The organism is Paenibacillus sp. LPE1-1-1.1 (genome assembly GCF_040676435.1).
GTDB lineage: Bacteria > Bacillota > Bacilli > Paenibacillales > Paenibacillaceae > Pristimantibacillus.
Map to the genome: position 1 here is coordinate 275,748 of NZ_JBEGHY010000034.1, position 18,428 is coordinate 294,175.

At 50.5% G+C, this 18,428-nt stretch carries 20 protein-coding genes and 1 other annotated feature; of the genes, 7 read left to right on the plus strand and 13 right to left on the minus strand.

All coding sequences use genetic code 11. The features are described 5' to 3' along the window. The first annotated feature begins 54 nt into the window (after nt 1–54). From MRBLPE1_RS24375 to trpS, 4 genes are all read left to right on the plus strand, one after another. The gene (locus MRBLPE1_RS24375; protein ID WP_364150342.1) at nt 55–447 is read left to right on the plus strand and encodes a c-type cytochrome; all 393 of its coding nucleotides are present in this window, start codon (nt 55–57) and stop codon (nt 445–447) included. A gap of 192 nt (nt 448–639) precedes the next feature. After that, entirely contained in the window at nt 640–1,071 is a 432-nt protein-coding gene (locus MRBLPE1_RS24380; protein WP_364150344.1) for an HIT family protein, read from the plus strand. A 15-nt stretch (nt 1,072–1,086) separates the two neighbouring features. Then, nucleotides 1,087–1,587: a hypothetical protein gene (locus MRBLPE1_RS24385; RefSeq protein ID WP_364150346.1), complete on the plus strand. Its 501-nt coding sequence runs from the start codon at nt 1,087–1,089 to the stop codon at nt 1,585–1,587. A gap of 84 nt (nt 1,588–1,671) precedes the next feature. Next, nucleotides 1,672–1,922: a binding site (T-box leader), on the plus strand. A 134-nt stretch (nt 1,923–2,056) separates the two neighbouring features. Next, nucleotides 2,057–3,040, plus strand: coding sequence for a tryptophan--tRNA ligase (gene trpS, locus MRBLPE1_RS24390; RefSeq protein WP_364150349.1), 984 nt, complete (start codon nt 2,057–2,059; stop codon nt 3,038–3,040). 62 nt (nt 3,041–3,102) lie between these two features. Here trpS and MRBLPE1_RS24395 read toward each other — a convergent pair whose 3' ends face one another. From MRBLPE1_RS24395 to MRBLPE1_RS24430, 8 genes are all read right to left on the minus strand, one after another. Next, entirely contained in the window at nt 3,103–3,852 is a 750-nt protein-coding gene (locus tag MRBLPE1_RS24395) for an ABC transporter permease (protein ID WP_364150352.1), read from the minus strand. 1 nt (nt 3,853) lies between these two features. Further along, nucleotides 3,854–4,570 (minus strand): ABC transporter permease, encoded by a 717-nt coding sequence (locus MRBLPE1_RS24400; RefSeq protein ID WP_364150354.1) that lies wholly within the window; start codon nt 4,568–4,570, stop codon nt 3,854–3,856. After that, the gene (locus MRBLPE1_RS24405) at nt 4,567–5,481 is read right to left on the minus strand and encodes an ATP-binding cassette domain-containing protein (RefSeq protein WP_364150356.1); all 915 of its coding nucleotides are present in this window, start codon (nt 5,479–5,481) and stop codon (nt 4,567–4,569) included. The genes MRBLPE1_RS24400 and MRBLPE1_RS24405 overlap by 4 nt, the downstream gene beginning before the upstream one ends. A 116-nt stretch (nt 5,482–5,597) precedes the next feature. Then, nucleotides 5,598–7,007, minus strand: a complete 1,410-nt coding sequence (locus MRBLPE1_RS24410; protein ID WP_364150359.1) for a HAMP domain-containing sensor histidine kinase — start codon at nt 7,005–7,007, stop codon at nt 5,598–5,600. Then, nucleotides 7,004–7,678 carry a response regulator transcription factor gene (locus MRBLPE1_RS24415; protein WP_364150361.1) on the minus strand — a complete coding sequence of 225 codons (675 nt, stop codon included), beginning with the start codon at nt 7,676–7,678 and terminating at the stop codon, nt 7,004–7,006. The genes MRBLPE1_RS24410 and MRBLPE1_RS24415 overlap by 4 nt, the downstream gene beginning before the upstream one ends. Before the next feature lie 154 nt (nt 7,679–7,832). Further along, entirely contained in the window at nt 7,833–9,074 is a 1,242-nt protein-coding gene (locus MRBLPE1_RS24420) for a cation:proton antiporter (RefSeq protein WP_364151485.1), read from the minus strand. A 2-nt stretch (nt 9,075–9,076) separates the two neighbouring features. After that, nucleotides 9,077–9,568: a cation:proton antiporter regulatory subunit gene (locus tag MRBLPE1_RS24425; RefSeq protein WP_364150364.1), complete on the minus strand. Its 492-nt coding sequence runs from the start codon at nt 9,566–9,568 to the stop codon at nt 9,077–9,079. A 24-nt stretch (nt 9,569–9,592) separates the two neighbouring features. Beyond that, complete coding sequence (locus tag MRBLPE1_RS24430) at nt 9,593–9,988, minus strand: hypothetical protein (RefSeq protein WP_364150367.1); 396 nt, start codon at nt 9,986–9,988, stop codon at nt 9,593–9,595. A 209-nt stretch (nt 9,989–10,197) separates the two neighbouring features. Here MRBLPE1_RS24430 and MRBLPE1_RS24435 point away from each other — a divergent pair, with 209 nt between their 5' ends. Continuing rightward, on the plus strand, nt 10,198–10,659 hold the full coding sequence (locus MRBLPE1_RS24435; RefSeq protein ID WP_364150369.1) for a cupin domain-containing protein: 462 nt from the start codon (nt 10,198–10,200) through the stop codon (nt 10,657–10,659). An 83-nt stretch (nt 10,660–10,742) separates the two neighbouring features. Here the strand turns inward: MRBLPE1_RS24435 and MRBLPE1_RS24440 are convergent, their stop codons facing one another. After that, the gene (locus MRBLPE1_RS24440; RefSeq protein WP_364150372.1) at nt 10,743–11,804 is read right to left on the minus strand and encodes an HD-GYP domain-containing protein; all 1,062 of its coding nucleotides are present in this window, start codon (nt 11,802–11,804) and stop codon (nt 10,743–10,745) included. 48 nt (nt 11,805–11,852) lie between these two features. Then, nucleotides 11,853–12,287: a hypothetical protein gene (locus MRBLPE1_RS24445; RefSeq protein ID WP_364150374.1), complete on the minus strand. Its 435-nt coding sequence runs from the start codon at nt 12,285–12,287 to the stop codon at nt 11,853–11,855. Between the two features lie 140 nt (nt 12,288–12,427). Between MRBLPE1_RS24445 and MRBLPE1_RS24450 the strand changes: the two genes are divergently transcribed. Then, complete coding sequence (locus MRBLPE1_RS24450; protein WP_364150376.1) at nt 12,428–13,618, plus strand: MFS transporter; 1,191 nt, start codon at nt 12,428–12,430, stop codon at nt 13,616–13,618. Nucleotides 13,619–13,714: 96 nt separating this feature from the next. On the opposite strand, the gene MRBLPE1_RS24455 is transcribed toward MRBLPE1_RS24450, so the two are convergent. Next, a complete protein-coding gene (locus MRBLPE1_RS24455; RefSeq protein ID WP_364150378.1) occupies nt 13,715–14,542 on the minus strand; it encodes a purine-nucleoside phosphorylase in 828 nt (275 codons plus the stop codon). A gap of 280 nt (nt 14,543–14,822) precedes the next feature. On the opposite strand from MRBLPE1_RS24455, the gene deoC reads away from it, so the two are divergent. Further along, nucleotides 14,823–15,512: a deoxyribose-phosphate aldolase gene (gene deoC, locus MRBLPE1_RS24460; protein WP_364150380.1), complete on the plus strand. Its 690-nt coding sequence runs from the start codon at nt 14,823–14,825 to the stop codon at nt 15,510–15,512. A 120-nt stretch (nt 15,513–15,632) separates the two neighbouring features. Here the strand turns inward: deoC and MRBLPE1_RS24465 are convergent, their stop codons facing one another. Next, the gene (locus MRBLPE1_RS24465; protein ID WP_364150383.1) at nt 15,633–16,505 is read right to left on the minus strand and encodes an aldose epimerase; all 873 of its coding nucleotides are present in this window, start codon (nt 16,503–16,505) and stop codon (nt 15,633–15,635) included. 500 nt (nt 16,506–17,005) lie between these two features. Continuing rightward, nucleotides 17,006–18,163: a peptidylprolyl isomerase gene (locus MRBLPE1_RS24470; protein WP_364150386.1), complete on the minus strand. Its 1,158-nt coding sequence runs from the start codon at nt 18,161–18,163 to the stop codon at nt 17,006–17,008. Between the last annotated feature and the right edge of the window lie 265 nt (nt 18,164–18,428).

An 18,428-nucleotide genomic window follows, 5' to 3' on the forward strand; every position in this document is an offset into this window, starting at 1 on the left:
CATTCAATTGAGGGTAAAGTAACAACAAAACTCCCTACACTAGGAGGAAACATCATGATTTATAAAAACAAATGGGTTTTGCTGCTATCTGTCTTTGCGTTAATTCTTGCGCTATCTGCCTGCGGCGGCGGTAATGATGCCAATAATGGAGCCAATACCGGAACCAATAATGGAGCCAATACCGAAACGCCGGCAGAGAACAATGGCAACGCTGTGGTTAATACGGCAGAAGCGGAGTCGCTGTACGGCAAAAACTGCGTGAGCTGTCATGCCGTTGACCTCTCGGGCGGGAATGGACCTAACCTGCAGCATGTCGGCAATGAATTGTCTTTCGAACAAATTAAAACGCAAATAAGCAATGGCGGGAACGGAATGCCTGGTTACAAAGGACAGCTGACGGATGAGGAGATCGACCTTCTATCGGCGTGGCTCGAAAGCCACAAATAAGGCTGGCAGCATGCGAGAATTTCTGCATCAAAAATGAGCGAAACAAATGGAATAGAAAAAAGGAGCAGCTGCGGCTGCTCCTTTTTTTTGTTGCCAAAAGAAAATTAATAATCAAAAATGCAGCAATGAAGCCTAGTTCATAATATATAATTGGAAAAAGATACAATAAATATGCTAAGGGAGGAAAATGGAATGTCAGAAACGCCTTGTCTGGGGTGCCAGCTTGCCAATCATCGAATAGAAACTCATACCGTCTATGAAAATGAATGGGTCACCTGTTTTCTCGATATCGCTCCGTTAAATGAAGGACATGTGCTCATCCTGCCGAAGAGGCATTTTCATGATGTCGATGATCTGGATGAAAGAACAGCGAACGAAATCATGAAGGCATCAGCCATGCTGGCAAGGCGGCTGAAAGCGGAATTCCAACCGGACGGAATCACGGTTATTCAGAATGGCGGGAAATTTAATGATTTGACGCATTATCATATGCATGTTTTTCCTCGTTACGTTGAAGACGGCTTTGCATGGGTGGAGCCTGTGGATTCCAGCTATGCGAAGGGGCGGCTGAGCGAGACGCAGGTGAGATTGGTGAATCAAGCGAATGGGCTGCTTGAAGGCTAAAGGAGGTGTACGATTTTGAGAAAGGCGCTTATGATTGTTGCAATCATCGCTGCTTTATTATTAGCTGCTTACTGTTATCTCAAAGCAAATCCGCCATTAACCGCGGGAGCAAGCTCGTCCACATCTGATAGAAAAGTGATGCTTGTTTCCATTGGGAATAAAGGCTCGATCGGCAGCATTGAGATTATAAAGGTGCTTATAAATAAAAGCGCAGTTCCTGATTTTGTGAAAATACAAGTCAGCGACCATACCAAAGGATTCATCGCATCGGACCAAATGGACGCCCGGCAATTCGGCACGTATACGTTTAAAGGGCTGCATGAGGTCAGCCTACCTACAGGAACAGATCCCCAAGGACAGATAGATAAGATGAAAGATAGAAAAGCGACAGCCGCGGATAAAATTTATGCCCTGACGATTACGGATGAGTTAACCATAGAGACCGTTACCATCCGCTATCGTTATCTTGGGCTGACTTATGAGACTACGATTTCAACGGATCGTCTGAAGCTCTAGGGGGCTTATCGGCGAGCTTAAATAAAAGGAAAAGATTGACTATTCGGCCTTCCATATTGTATTGTGAATTTCATCTATTTATAGCTTAAAGCCATGAAAGAAAAGAGTATCCTGATGCAATTGTCAAAGCGAGCCAGCGACTGGTGAGAGGTCTGGCACGATTGTCCGGGTGAATGGTTTCTTTCGCTTCAATCCGAACGTTGGTTAACCAGCCAGTAGGCGTTGACGGTGAGTCCCTCCGTTATCTAGGGGAATCGTGTTAGAAATTGACATGAAAGAGTGCGGCCATTGGCCGAATTCGGGTGGTATCGCGGAGCAAACACTTCGTCCCTTTTTTAGCGGACAGGTGTTTTTTTATTTATATTTTCACTTATAAATGTGCTTATAAATCTCCGCGAAACGAGCCTTTGCCGCAAAAGAGCGGCTATATAAGTTTACGCTTGATGCCCAAAAACAAGGAGGAATGAACATGAAACGAGTATTGTCCGGGATTAAACCAAGCGGCGAGCTGAATATTGGAGGCTTTGGAGGAGCGCTGCAGCCATTTTTAACGATTCAACAGGAGTATGAGTGCTTTTTCTTTGTGCCGGATCTTCATGCCGTAACCGTCACGCAAGATCCGAAAGAGTTATATCAACGTTCAAAGGATATTGCTGCCTTTTATATTGCGGCGGGTATTGATCCTAAGAAATGTGCTATTTTCATTCAATCGCAGGTACCTGCGCATGCTGAGCTCGGATGGTTGATGGAAACGCAAACGCATCTCGGCGAGCTTGGCAGAATGACGCAGTTTAAAGAAAAGTCGGAGGGCAAGGATGCGGTTAGTGCTGCACTGTTTACCTATCCCGCCTTGATGGCCGCGGATATTCTCCTTTACCAAGCGACCCATGTGCCTGTGGGTGACGATCAGAAGCAGCATCTAGAGCTGACCAGGGTTTTAGCGCAACGTTTCAATAACCGTTTTGGAAGTACCTTTGTCATACCGGAGCCGATCATTCAAAGCTTGGGCTCCCGCATAATGGGACTGGATGACCCAAGCAAAAAAATGAGCAAAAGCAACCCGAACCGGAATAGCTGCGTGCATTTGCTCGATTCGCCGGATGAGATCAGAAAAAAATTCGCTAAAGCCGTAACCGATTCAGAGGGAAGCGTGCGTTTGGATTGGGAAGCTAAACCAGCGGTCAGCAATCTTATGGAGATTTATGCCGTGTTCTCCGGTGATTCTATTGCTGCCATTGAAAGGCGGTATGAGGGTCAGGGCTACGGGAGCTTTAAGAAGGATTTAGCCGAGGTAGTAGCCGAGAGATTAATACCGATCCAGGAGAGGTACGGGGAAATCGTAGATTCCGCGGAGCTTGTCGCCATTTTGAAGGAGGGAGCACTGAAAGCATCCGAGACCGCTAACGCCACGCTGCTTCAGGCAAAGCGGGCCATGGGGTTTGTGACCTTCTAAAAAGAGAAATCGGGCTGTTCTAACCGGTCGATGACCGGCAGCGCAGCCCGAACAAGGTATTCTTACATTTCCTTACGGTTGAAGTAGAGCAGTCCTGCCGCAAAAAACAATACAAAGCTGCCCATTACCGTAATAAGAATATTTTCTAATGGTAGCGCGAAGGCACCGAACCCCTCGTTGCTGAAGCTGAGCATGGCCAGCATGGGCTGTGCCCAAGGGTAAAAGGGAGCGAACCGTTCCGAATTCAGGATCAGCATGTTCGGAATGGTCAGCATGACATTGATGACAAGCGGGGCGGCGAAGCTGCTCCAGCTCACGGATACAAGCAGCTGCAGCGCCGCAAGCGGCAGACAGGCGAGCCAGCCGCTGCCGATGCCGGTCAGCAGCATTTTCCAGGGCAGGTCGCCATCAATGCCTTGGTAAATCGCGGCCAATAGAACCGCGCCAAGGAATAATAGCTGCGTGACGGCAAGCAGAATCGCGACCAGGCTGAATTTTGCCAAAAATAGTCCGCTTCTCGATACGGGAAGGGTCAACAGCTGCTTCCAGCCTCCGCCCGTATGCTCGTAACGGCAGATGAAGGCGGAGAGGATGCCAGTCAAAATAGGCAAAAACAGCATCGCATGGAACGCGGCCATTGCCGAGACAAGCAGGGCATATTGCGCGAACGTGCCTGCGGTTTCATACGAATCGAGTGAAACGAATACACCGATGGCAAGCGACAGCAGCGGACTTATCGGAAGGAGCAGCCAGATAAAGGACTTGGAAAGCTTTAAATGCTCGGAAGCAAGCAGCCGAAGATAAGCATGCATTTCAATTCACATCCTTCCTGTTGAAATGAAGGGTGCCGATAAGGAAGATGACCGCGCCGGAAAGCAAGCCTGTCAGGACGAACAGCTCCTGACGCGGACCGATATAGCCAAATAAAGGCCAATTTACCGGGAACCATTCGGACAGCTGAATCGAAAATACGGAAGTTATGGCAATCATAACGCCAAGCGTAATGGGAATCGCCTGGTTTTTGAACGTAAGGCACAGCCACATAAACAAAGCGAGCGCCGGATAGGAAGCGAGATAGGGCAGAAAGCTCAGCCGCAAAATATCCCAGACAGGCATGTCGCTGCTGCCAAACCGTAATGAAATGCCCAGCAAGGCGGTGCCTATAGCCAGTACCGCGCAGGATAGAGCAAGCAACAGGGCGCCGAGCATAAATTTGGCGCTGAATACGGCGCCCCTGGAAATCGGCAGCGCGAGCAGCTGCTTCCATGCATTGGTGTGATGCTCGACATTGGCGAGCAGCGACGAGACGAGGGTTATCCCGAGAAATAACGAGATCGGAACAAACATTAGAATGTCCGAGAGCAGCGTTTCCCAGAGCTTTCCCGCATATTTTTGCGTCAAATAATCATAACGGAGCCCGTAATTAAGCGCCTGCATGGCAATCAATCCGATCGGGCCAATAAAAATCAGAAACCACAGCCCTTTGCCGCGGATTTTCAAAAAATCGGCCGAGAGTGCTTTGAGCATCATGCCTGCTTTCCCTCCCCGACAATCTGAAGAAAAAGCTCCTCGAGCGACTTTCGTTTCTCCTCGACACGGTAAATGGCATGATCGCGTTCTACAAGGCTTTTGACGATACGTGCAACCGCATGATCGCCTGTATGCTCCAGCAGTAGGGATGATCCGCTTTGCTCGGCTTCGAATCCTTGCTGGCGCAGCGCTGCCAGCGCTTGCTCCGGCTCGGATACGGTAAGCGACATGCTGCCCTGCGCTTGCTGGTGGAGGTTAGCGATCGTATCCTGAAATACGAGCTCTCCCTGCCTGATGATGCCGACGGTTCCGGCAGTCAGTTCGACCTCGCTCAGCAGATGGCTGGATATAAGAACGGTTATGCCATGCTGCTTGGGCATTTGCTTGATGAGCTCGCGTATTTCCAAAATACCGGACGGATCGAGTCCGTTGGTTGGCTCGTCGAGCAGCAGCAGCTCCGGATTGCCGAGCAAGGCGCTTGCGATGCCGAGCCGCTGCTTCATGCCGAGCGAGTAACCTTTTACCGGCCGCCGGGCTTCTTTGGTCAGGCCGACGATCTCAAGAACCTCGGCAATTCTGGAGGAGGGCGCTCCGATTATGCGGCGAATGGCCTCGAGATTGTCAACGGCGGTTAAGTGTCCATAATATGACGGATATTCAACGAGCGAGCCGATTCGGCGCAAAATAGAGAGCCTTTCCTTGTTCAAGGGCTGCCCAAAAACATGCACGGACCCGTTAGACGGTTTGATCAATCCGAGCAGCATGCGGATCGTCGTTGTTTTGCCGGCGCCGTTCGGACCGAGGAAACCGTATATATCGCCTTTTGCGATTTTTAAATGCAGATTGGAAACGGCATAACGTCCTTTGTAACGCTTGCTGAGTCCTTTTGTTTCAATAACCCATTCCTTCATGCTCATCACCTCAATAAGAAGATTAACGGATGAAGGTTAAACCCAGTGCTCCCCAAGTTTAAATTTGGTTTAAAAAATACGGATTTCCAAAATATCCCATCGCCCGATTGCGTAATTTACTCCCGCTTGGCGCTGGCTCCTTCAACATCTAAGAAGATGAAGACGATTGTTCCCGCAGAGCTGTTATCCATGGACCAGTCGAGTCTCATCTCATGCAGGAGATAATCAACGATGGCTAAACCAAGGCCGGCGCCTTTGCTTCCCGATTCCGCTTGGAGTCCGTTCCCGCGATCGCGGATAACGAGGGCAGGACGATCCTGATACGGCTCCACCGTGATGCCGATATACTTGCCGCTTTGCGCGTGCCTCGTCACGTTTTGAAATAAATTATCGAGCACGCGGCGAAAGCCGGCCTTGTCCACATCCAGCATCCGTGCTTCATCAGGGAGCTCGATTTCGGCGGAAATGCCCTCCTGCTCCCAGAGCGGATACCAAGAAGCGGCGCTTTCCCGTACGAGACGCAGAATATCCTGCCGCTCCAGCTTAAGCGGATATCTGCCGCTGGTCATCAACGTATAAGACAGCAAATTCTCAATCAGATTGTCTAAGGTGGTTACTTTCTGTTCCATTTGTTTGACGGCTGCCTGCGCGTTCGGGCTCAGCGGCTCCTTCCGCAGCGAATAGAGCTGGCTGTTCATCACCGTCAACGGCGTCCGCAGATCATGCGACAAGCTGGCGATGAGCCGTTTGCGGAGCTCCTCCTCTGCACGCTCGCGTTCCGTGCTCTCCCTTAGCTGATCAATCATGTGATTAAAGGCCGCCTCCAGCTGGCCGATTTCATCGCGTTTATGCACGATGATCGGCTGCGGCAGTCCGTTATCGCCAGGCAGCGACATGGCTGCTTGCAGACCGATCAGCCGCTTGCGAATATGCCGGAAGAAGAGGAAGGAGAGCAGAAAGAAAAAAACAATCATGATGAATAAAAACGAGATATAAAAAGGCGTTCCCGTTCCAACCGGCCGCTTCAGCTCAATAATGCTGCGAGGGATTTGCATCGCCATAAAGGCTGGATCTTCATGCTCCGCACCAAGGAAGGAGACAATCGTGAAGGGATCGCTGTCGATGCTGTCCTTCATAAATTGCACCGCATCCGCCGGCGTCCAGCGGATTGGGAGCTGTTCCTGCTCTGGGAGCTGAAGCCTGGTCAAGCCGGCTGCATCCACCCAGAAGAAGGAGGCCTCGGGATATTTTTGCTTCAGTTCCTGAAGCTTGTTGTTGACTTGAACGGAGTCGGATTCCCGCAAATGAGCAGCCTGCTCATGCCACATGGCGGTCAATTCGCTGCCGCTGCCGTATTTCAAATAATCGGAATCCGCGCTCTGCGAGTTTTCTTGAATGATGATATATAGGACGGAAGCCAGAGGGAAAACGATCGGGATAAATAAAAAGGCGAATAAAATGAGGAGCAGGTAGCGGGACAATAGGGTTTGGCGGAACCGCATGCCGCCGAGGCGCTGCTTCTTCATGCGCGCACCCGATAACCGATGCCGCGAACCGTCTCGATGACTTCGGGAGCAGCCGGATTTCTTTCGATTTTTTCCCGTAAGTACCGGATATGGACCATCAAGGTTTTATCCCCTTCGATGAAAGCCTCTCCCCACACTGCCTCATAAATTTGTTCCTTCGTTAAAATTTGCCCCAAATGCCGTAGCAGATAGCTGAAAATGTGAAACTGCTTGCCCGTCAACGTAATTTCCTCGCCGGTATCGCGATTTTCGATCCGATTTTGCTGCTCATGCACGAGTAGATGCTTGATCGCCAGCGGCTCGGAGAAACGCGAACCGAAGCGGCGAAGGAGCACCTCGATTCGTGCCGTTAGCTCATCGGGATGAAATGGCTTCGTTATGTAATCGTCCGCGAATTGCAAGCCCTGCAGCTTATCGTCGATGGAGGTGCGTGCAGAGAGCATGAGAATCGGGATATCGGGCATCGCCTTTTTCAGCCGCTGACCAACGGTAAAACCATCGAGACCCGGCAGCATGACATCGAGAATAACAAGCCTGCAGTCTGCCGCAGCTTCAAGGGCATGCTCGCCGGTTTTTAACCAATGGACCTCATAGCCCTGATCCTTCAAGTGCTCGCAAACAAAGCTTCCGATCTCCTGGTCATCCTCGATATATAAAAGCGCAGCTGTCATTTGAAAGGTGTTCCTCCTTGATTTGAAATGGATTTCCCAGTTTTTATTATACAGAAACGGAACATAAAGAATAATCCTATCGCAAGGAATATAAGCAAAAAAAAAGAAGGCCTAAGAGATACGCTCTCATTAGGCCTACAATTCAACAGGCTGCTCAGCCGCTGCCCGATTGTTCCTTGGCCGGTAACGGCTCTCTTGCATTCTTCCGTTTTTCCCATCTGAAAATCCCGTTTAAGCCTTTGAATACCAGCTTCGACTCCTTCGTCAGAAGCGGCCCCAGTATGGCTAAAATGAGAACATATAAAGCCGCGAACGGCTGCAGCAGCTCAAGCAAACCGCCGGCTTTGCCGAGGTTCGCCATAATGATGGAGAATTCGCCGCGCGATACGATCGTAAGGCCGATATTTGCCGATGCCTTCGGCGAGAGGCCTGCGCTTTTGCCTGCGAGCATGCCGGCGACGAAATTACCAAACAGCGTAACGCCAACCGCGCCAAGCGACAGCCATACCGCTCCGCCAAGGGCGAACGGGTCAATCGTCAAGCCGAAGCTGAAGAAAAATAACGCGCCGAAGAAATCACGGAAGGGCAGGATCAGATGCTCAATCCGCTTCATGTGAACCGTTTCTGCCAGCACTAAGCCGACTAAAAGGGCGCCGATCGCCTCCGCGACATGAATGGTTTCGGAGAAGCCGGCGACGAGAAACAGCAGGCCGAACACGAGCAGCAGAAACAGCTCATTCGAGCGGATATTAAACAATTTATTCAGAAGCGGGGCAGCCTTCCTGCCAATAATCAAGAATAGCAGCATGAAGCCGAGCGCATAGGACGCGGACAAAAGCACCCCGCCAAGCGTTGAAGAATCGCTGAGCACAAGCCCGGAGAGCACGGAAATATAGACCGCGAGGAAAATATCCTCGAACATGATGATTCCGAGAATCATCTCCGTCTCCGGGTTAGCCGTCCGTTTCAAATCGACAAGCACCTTCGCCACGATGGCACTCGAAGAAATCGTAGTAATACCGGCAATGACCATCGTTTCTTCGATAGGGAAGTCATTGATCCAGCCAAATAATAAGCCAAGCGAAAAGTTGATGAGGATATATATCGTTCCGCCAATCGCAATAGAGCGCCCCGATTTCATTAACCGGCCCACAGAAAACTCCAGACCTAAATAGAACAGGAGGAACAGCACGCCGAGCCGCCCCATGAATTCGATTAGTTCTGCGCTATGGATAAACCTGAAGTCCAATATGCCTACATGCGGCGCATGAGGACCTACGGCCATGCCGATTAAGATGTAAAACGGGATGACGGAAAACCGAATTTTTGCAGCTAACAACCCGACTAAGGCAATGAGTATAACGGCAAGACCGATCTCCAGCACCATGTGATCCATCATTAACGGCTCCCGTTTTGCAGCATCAGCTTAAGAAGCTTTAGATGCTGCCGCTCGCCTGCGACGATGAGTGTGGTATCCGCTTTGAAAATATAGTCGGGGCCTGGATTGATATGCTTGGCTTCCTTCTCGACTGCAGCGATAATCGTCGCTCCCGTCGTTTGGCGAATATCGGCTTCGCCGATCGTTTTGCCAATGCATGCGGCGTTCGGTTCGATCTTATACCATTCGATGGTTAAATCATCAAGCGCGACTTCAATGGTTTCGAGCGCCTTCGGCTTATAGGTCATACCGCCCACAATGGCGGCAACCTGCCGGGCTTCTTCGTCTTCAAGCGTAACCATGGAAATGCTGTCATCCGGATTATCGTATTCGAAGTGGTACATTTCGCGGCGTCCGTCATCGTGAACGATGATGACAAACTTGTCGCCGCTTCTCGTCATAATTTGGTATTTACGGCCAATGCCGGGCAAGTCGGATTCTCTAATGTTCATTGTGTGTGCCTCCTCAATTATTGGTTATGGATACACCGATTGAGAAGGGCAGCCCACAAAATGCGAGGTGAATTTAATAGGAGTCATAAGCAAATCACGCATTCGCTGAGGTACGGACGTGCGAAGCGCGTATAGGGTTGCAGACTTTCTGTATAGAAGCAGGAGCGAATGCAGAAAAGAGACAAGCAGAACGTTTTCCGGCAAAATGGGTTTGGTCGTGCTGTTCGATTTGCCAGCGTTAACGGAGGCGGTATATTTCGATTTCGATGCCGCAGTGATGCGGCTGGCGCCGGCCGTTAGCTCGAACGTATTGCCTGCTTGGTAAGCGAACAGCGCTGCGAGCAGCAGCGGAACGATAATGAGCAAGTTCATGAAATGCTTGCGGCTGATGCGTCCAAATTCATGTACTCCGTTGTTCATCTGTTCACCTCCCCTAAGTTCGTTAATATAAGTATAACTTATAAATTAGAAAATACAAAGCTGATTCCATATATTAGCTGAGCAAACTATCTTTTACCACCTATTCCCACCTGTTTAATGAATTGACGATCTAGCCCATGCGTTATAGAATGAGGAAACGAATCGAGAAGAGCATACGCATGCAAAAGAGAGAAAGAAGGTTGAATGGGATGGGAGTATCCGTAAAACAGCTGTCGCCGCTGGTGGAGTCGCTTGGCTTGAAGCAGCACGTGGAAGGCGGATGGTACAAGGAGATTTGGAAGGCTGGCTTCGTCATACCGCAGGAGGTGCTCGGCGCTCCGTATTCAGGAAATCGCTTTGCGGCATCATCCATCTATTTTCTGCTGCATCCCGATGAGTTTTCGGATTGGCATACGGTCTATTCGGACGAGCTGTGGATGTGGCATTCTGGAAGTCCCTTGGTGCTGACGATCGGGGGAACGGAAGGGGCACCGGAGACGAGAAAAGAAATTATCGTGGGCCCGGATGTGTTGGCAGGCCAACAGCCGCAGGCATTGGTTCCGGCCAACGAATGGCAAATGGCGCGTCCGCTTGGCGATGAGCCGGTTCTTGTTTCTTGCGTGGTAGCGCCCGGCTTCCACTATGATGATTTTAAGCTTATCAAACGTTAAAACGCACTTATTGCTTCAAACCTAGTCGAAAAAAAGAGCCATCCGTGGAAGGTTTAACCTCCCGCGGATGGCTCTTATCGCATTTATGAGGCTTCTTCGTCTGTTTTGCCCTTCGCGCGCATCAAATCGATAAACAGCTGGGTAAGCTTCGGATCCCACTGCGTGCCTTTGCCTTCTTCGAGGATGGACAGCGCCCGTTCATCGGTCATCCCTTTGCGGTATGGCCGGTCGGAGGTCATGGCGTCAAAAGCATCAGCGATCGCGATCGCGCGCCCGAACAGCGGAATATCGGTGCCGGACAGTCCGTCCGGATAACCTTTCCCGTCATAGCGCTCATGATGCGAGCGAACGCCAGGCAGCAAATCGGCCATTGCGTCTGCCGGCTCAATTTGCTTCAAAATATTTTCGCCGAGCACGGGGTGCAGCTTGATTTGATCAAATTCCTCGTCGGTGAGGCGTCCTTCCTTGAGCAGCACGGCATCGCGCACGCCGATTTTTCCGATATCATGCAGCAGCGCCGTTTTGTGGAGCAGCTCGATTTCGTCCGCGGACCAGCCGTCCAAACGGCCGATTTGGACAGAGTAGCGGGCCACCCTTGTAGAATGGCCGGCTGTATAGGCATCGCGCGCATCGAGCGCTGCCGCCAGCGTCATGAAATAGCTTTGCAGAAGCTGATTATTGCGCTGCTCGCGTTCCTTCAATCCATTAACCATATGATTGAATCCGGCGACCAGCTTGGAAAATTCATCGGAATAAATATCGTCCGCGCTCGTATCGAAATTTCCGGCTTGGACGCTGCTCATGCCGTTTTGAATGGTATGTATAGGCTCCTCAATGCTGCGAGAGAGCAGCGAAGCTCCGAACAGAGAGTAAATAATGCCTATGATGAGAATGATGGCTGCCCATTGCCAGTACGCTAAACTGCCCTCTCCTTGGATGTTATCGAGCCTTATTTGGGAGACCAGGCCAAACAGCATTAAGGGCAGCGTACCGATGAGAAAGGCACGGAGGCGGAATTTGGTGCGGATCGATACGAGAACTCTGCCGCTGAGGGTAATATCCTGTTTATACAATTCCTTATGTTGATTCCGAATATGCGTGACAATGGGCCGAATCGCCTTCATCGTTAAGAAAAACTCAATCATGGCATGCATGCTGGCAATCATAAAGGCGACGGCGGAAGCGATGCCGATTTAAAAATAAGGAAGTTTTATAAAGCCCAGCTTGATGCAGACGAAGGCCATGCTGACAGCCGGAAGCAGCAAGCCCAGAAAGTGGGGGCCATAGGTGCGCCTAACGGATAATACAGGAAATTTGTGGGTATGAAGATAAGCGGTCTTCAACTGCCCGGACGTTGGCTGCTGCGCTTTAAAAATCGCCTGAATCGGCAAGAGATGCCGGTAAAAGACAAACAGCTCGCAGGCGATCATGATAATAAGGGAAATGGCCATGATTGCGCCCAGCGCAAATCGCTCGTTCGAAGGGACCGATAAGGTAGAAAACACAAGGGCGCCGCCAACGCCGACTACGGCAACCGTAGATCCGAAGAGATAATTGCGAAGGAGCTGCGCAAGGAAAGAGGTATAAACACGGCCTCCAGTTGGTTCGTGCTTCGTGAGAAAATGCATTGGATGAGACCTCGATTCCAAAATTTCTAGTACGCTGGTTCGGAGTACCTATAGTATAAATCGGCATTTTAAAATTGTATATTAGCTATAATGAATAATAAAATACGCGCAGCCGTTGGCCGCACGAGAGGAAACCTAATGTGAAGGAAACGCTTTGGACCAAACCGTTCGTTTTATTGATCTTATCTAACCTATTCTTGTTTTTATCGTTGGAAATGCTGCTGCCTACGCTGCCTATGTTTGCGGCAAACAAAGGCGGCACGGATGCTCAGATCGGAATGATTATCGGCTTATTTACTTTCTCGGCCGTATTGCTGCGGCCGTTCGTCGGCATGGCATCCGATAAATTCGGCAAAAAGCTGCTGCTCTTAGTTGGGGTTGCGATCTGTTTGATCGGGACGGCCAGCTATTACGCTGCGGTGACGATTACGATGATGCTGATGCTCCGCGTCGTACACGGCGTAGGGTTTGGCATTTCGACAACGCTGTACGGCACGGTTGCTTCAGATATTATTCCCGCCTCCCGAAGAGGCGAGGGCATGGGCTTCTTCGGAACGGGCAACGCCGTCGCCATCTCTTTGGGGCCCTTTCTCGGCATTTGGTTGATGGAGGAGTTCGGATTCAACACTTTGTTTGTTGTCGGCGCTTGTATCCTGCTGCTGGCCATTGTCTTCACTTCGTTCGTAAAGGGAGATTCGCGAGCGGAGCGCGCAAAGATAAAAGCGGCGAATGCGGTAAATACGTCTCTCATGCTCAGGTTCGTGGAGCCGAAAGCGCTGATGCCGTCATTGCTTGGGCTGCTTGTCGGCTTGTCCCTTGGCGGGGTAATCAGCTTCATCACGCTGTTCGGCAAAGAGACCGACGTTCAAAACATCGGATTTTTCTTCTTGGTGCTGGCCCTCAGCGAGTTTCTGATCCGATTCGTGAGCGGGCGGATCTTCGATACAAAAGGGCGGTTTTGGGTGCTCTTTCCGGCGGCGGTAATGTGTATCGTGGGCTGCGTGATGCTCTATATGACGAAATCTACGGGGATGCTGCTGCTTTCGGCGGTATTTTACGGGGCTGGCTTTGGAGCCATTTTCCCTGGCCTGCAGGCTTGGGTGATCGACCGGGTGGAGCCGCAGCGCAGAGGGGTGGCGACAGCTACTTTCTATAATGCGTTCGATATCGGGATAGGAAGCGGCGCGATGCTGCTTGGACTGGTTGCGACATGGAGCAATTACGCAACCATGTATTTGGTATCCAGCGTGTTTTTTATTATCTATTTGGCCGTGTATTTCATATACGAGAGAAAACTGAAGCTGCAGCCTGGAGAAGCCGCGGTGAAATGAAGGATTTCCGCAGCGATTTTTTTTTGCTGCCGGGCCCATAATAAAGAAGCCGTCCGAAAGTCATAGACTTCCGGGCGGCCTGTTCGATTACTGGTTTTACACGCGGAATGCGCCTACCGATGCTTTCACGAGTGCAATGAATTTAGGTCTTGCTTGCTCGGCTACGCGCACGACTTGCTCATGCGTAAGCGGCTCAAGCTCGTCGCCGATCGCCATATCGGTAATGCAAGTAATGCCGACTACACGAATGCCCGTGTAATTAGCGGCCATGACTTCCGGAGCCGTTGACATTCCGACAGCATCCGCACCCCAGCCTGCCATCATCGACAGCTCGGCCGGCGTACAGTAGGCAGGACCCGAAATACTGACGTAAACGCCTTGCTGAAGCTTGATGTCCAGCTCTTCCGCTTTGCCTGCCACGATAGCGCGAAGCTCGCGGTTATAGGCCTGCGACATATCCGGGAAGCGCGGGCCGAGCTCAGGGATGTTGGCTCCCAGAAGAGGGTTGCTGCCCGTGTTGTTAATATGGTCTGTGATAAGCATGAGATCGCCTGCGGCGAACGCGCGATTCATGCCGCCGGCGGCATTCGTTACGAGCAGCGTCTGTATGCCAAGCTGCTTCATGACATAGACAGGGAATACAACCTCTTTCATGGAGTAGCCTTCATAATAATGAAAACGGCCCTTCATGACGAGCACCGTTTTACCTTCCAGCTGTCCAATTACGAGCTCGCCGGAATGGCCTTCTACCGTGGAAACCGGAAAATGGGGAATTTGCCCGTAAGGAATGACGATCGATTCAGTTACCTCATCGGCCATTACGCCAAGGCCGGAGCCAAGGATGAGGCCGATTTGCGGCTGGCTTTGCAGCTGGTCGCGTATGTAAGCCGCAGCTTCATTTATTTTGCTAAGCATGTTTTCCATGAGCGGATGACCTCCTAAATTTTGTTCAAGCTCAAGCGGAACGAAAGGCCCTTTGGCCGCAGCTGAGCGAGGAGCATAACAATCATAGCGTATCGAACTTGCAAAAGTAAACCGGAGACGGCGATGGCCGGGCCTTGTTGTTGTTTTGTACAAAGCTTCGTATAATGAAACGGAACCTGCTTGCGCGTATATCCTACTGAATAGGTTATAAGCGATGCGCTCCGGCTGCGTCTTTACCGGAGCATAGGAATGCATGATCAATGAAGCGGAGGAATAAATGATGAGCGACGGTACAACTTACTCGCCAGCGGAAGTTGCGGCGATGATCGACCATACGATACTAAAGGCAGACGCAACAAAGGAAGAGGTTTTGCAAATTTGCCGCGAGGCAAAGCAATACCGATTCGCAACGGTTTGTGTGAATGCGGGATGGGCAGCGGCAGCTGCTGAAGAATTGAAAGGCTCCGGAGTCGGTATTACGACCGTCGTCGGCTTCCCGCTAGGGGCGACCACGACAGCATCCAAAGCCGCTGAAGCGAAATTCGCGATCGAAGACGGAGCGACGGAAATCGATATGGTTCTGAACATCGGCTTGCTGAAATCAGGCGATTTGGACGGCGTGGAGCGTGATGTAGCAGGCGTTGCTGCGGCAGTAAAAGGACAAGCTGTGCTTAAAGTCATCCTTGAAACGGGACTTCTCACGGATGAGGAGAAGGTTACCGCATGCGAGATTTGCAAAAAGGCAGGCGCCGACTTCGTGAAGACGTCAACGGGCTTTGGCAAAGGCGGGGCAACGGTCGAGGATATCGCGCTGATGCGCCGTACCGTTGGCCCTGATATTGGGGTTAAGGCATCCGGCGGCGTACGCGACCGTGAAACGGCGCTGCAAATGTTCGCGGCGGGCGCAACGCGGATTGGCGCCAGCTCGGGAATCGCAATCGTGACAGGCGGTCAAGGGGAAGGCTACTAAGACCGGCCGCAAGCGAAAAGAGGGACTCAACCGATCGCCATGGCTAGAACACTGGCGAGCGGGGAGTCCCTCTTTTTCATTCTATAAACAGGCTGCCTTTGCGTTTGTAACTAGGTGAAATTAGCGCTCGCAGCTGATGGTAAGATTGGCTTGCAGCTCTTCGCCGGCATTCAGCATGACCAGCTCCTCTTTGCGGCCAAGCTCTCCCGTCATTGCCATCCACGGCTCGACGCAAACAAAAGGACGGTCCTTAACCGACCACAGCACCATATATTTGAAAATATCGTCATACATCAAGCGTACGCGGGCGCCTTGAACCGACGGGAAGGAAATTTCGCTTTTCTTCGCATCCAGCAAGCAGACGGATTCAACCAGCCCTTCCAAATCGATGACGCCGTCGAATGGCTTCTCGACATTGTCGTTATAATCGAAATAGCGGGTTGCATCGATCTCGTAGGCGATCTTCTTGTCCGAATCGATCGCGAAGTAAGGATGGAAGCCGGCATAAAACGGCATAGCCGCAGCTTCGCTTCGATTGCGGTAGGTCTGACGCGTATGCAGCTGCCCATTCTGAAGCACGTAGGTAAACAGAAGCTCGAAGGCAAAAGGATAAGAGCGCAGCGTATCTTCACTGCTTTGCAGGCGAATGGTAATCGATGCTTCTCCGTCAGCATTCGTGCTTACAACATCCCACGCGGCATTGCGGGCGACGCCATGGTTTGCCATATTGTAGGTTTGGCCGTTCCATTCGTACGCTTGCTCTTCAAGCTGTCCGCATATCGGAAACAAGATCGGGTTCCCGCCGCGAATATTCGCGGTTTTGTGCTCAAAGGTCGCCTTGTCCAAATAAAAGAGCTCAAGCCCGTTCAACTGGCATCCGATCACAATGCCGCCACGCTCCGGACATACGATGACGCGGGACTGCGTGCTCTCCTCGGTTAATTCATACAACGTAAAGGTATCCTCATAACTGCGTACTGCATGGTTGCTCACTTAATTCCCTCCAATAATAGGTGAATGTCATATTGCCCCATCATATCATATTCCCAAAGCGCTTAACTGCACTTATTATCTACCGGTTTACGCCTATCGAGTCATACTGCCCTCCCGGCTAATAGTCGGTCCATTAAACCTACGTTTCATGCAGGTTTCAAAATGGTCGAATCTAGTAAAACAATCATCTACTCCAAATTGCAAGAGTCGAATATGATATATTAACTTCAGAGAAACGCAGGTATTGCCAGTAGAGATTCTGCAACAGCCGAGCTAAAAAACGCACAAGCCAACATGCCAAGCCGAGCTATTCTATGCAACAGCCGATGCGAACCGAACGAACAAAGATCATAATCGCCTGCGCTGCTGAAGCCAAAGCCCCCTTAGCCCCTCCCTCCGGGTGACAGGGGGCTTTTTTTTCTGCTGCCGAAAATAAAAAGGGACGGCGTGACGCAGGTTATGAATCGCCTGCGTCACGCTGTCCCATTTCGTATTGAGGGTTATTCTGCTGCCGGCGCTTCGGTAGCCGCTGGGTCTGCAGATGCTTCCGGAGTCAATGTATTCGTGATTTTCGCTTTTGCACGAATTTCAGTCATCCACGCTTCGGACAACTCATTTGCTTCCGTAGCAACAAGCTGCTTCTTGATTTCTTCTTTCTTCTCTTCAAAGGTTGGAACAACAGCAGCTTTCTCAGCGATTTTCTTAATGATGTGGAAACCGTGCTCGGATTGAACAACGCCGCTGATTTCATTTATCTTCAGCGCGAACGCAGCCGTTTCGAACTCGGCAACCATATCGCCTTTGCCGAAGAAGCCAAGATCGCCGCCTTTGTCTTTTGAACCCGTGTCGATGGATTTCTCTTTTGCGATCGCCGCGAAATCGCCGCCTTGCTTCAACTCGGCAAGAATAGCGTCCGCTTCTTCCTTGGTAGCAACCAAAATATGCGATGCTTGGATTTGCTCAGGCGTACCGAGCGTTTCCTTGTTCGCATCAAAGTATTGCTGAACCTCTTCGTCCGTTACATCCGTTTTCGGCTCCAGGATTTTGCGGATCGTCAGGTTGATTTTTGTATCCTTTTTCAAGCTCTCAAGCGTCATGTTGTATTGGGCAAGCGTTGCAGTAAACTCCTCTTCCGTGCCGAAGCTCTTCTTGATCAGATCGATCTCGGAATCGATGTCCGCATCGGTAACTTCAATGCTGGCTGCTTTTGCTTCCTGCGCGATAAGCTCTTGCGTGATGATGTTCTCAAGCGTAGCCGGTCCGCCAGCCGTAACGAGCTCATCATAAAGTCTGTCCTGCGTTATGTCGACACCATTTACGGTTGCAACCGTTTCATTGCCGGCGCCCCCGAATGGCGGCTTAATTAATACGATAATCAGCAAAATCGCCAATACGGCCGATACGATCGCCCATATTTTGCCGCTTCCGCCTTTTGGTGATTGATGAACGCTCTCCGCGCTTAAAGCGGTGGCGCGAATTTCGTCATTGGCTGCTTCTGCATGCTCTTTGTCCGATTCTTGCTGAAGCTCTTCTTCGATCGCTGCATCTTGCTCTGAAAGCTTGTCCTGCGGATTGCTTTCATCGAACGCGTAACGCTCTTCTTTCGCAGTCAATTCGTTTTCTGCGTCTTTGTTTGGCTGCGATTCCTTGTTATTCATTAAATAAACTCCCTTCGTTTTGCCTATCTTCAATTACTATAACAAAACAAACATGAAAAAACCTTAATCTAACATAAAAATATAATTTGTCGAATGCATCTTATTCATTTCCCTATAAACTTCACTATTTATACGGAGCGGGAGGGATGTTATGATAAGGATATATATAAATCCAACATTATCCTACATATTTCGAGATTACTTTTCGATGTCTCCGATCCTTTTACACCCCAAATTGGCGGTAGTATATTTGCTATTCATAACA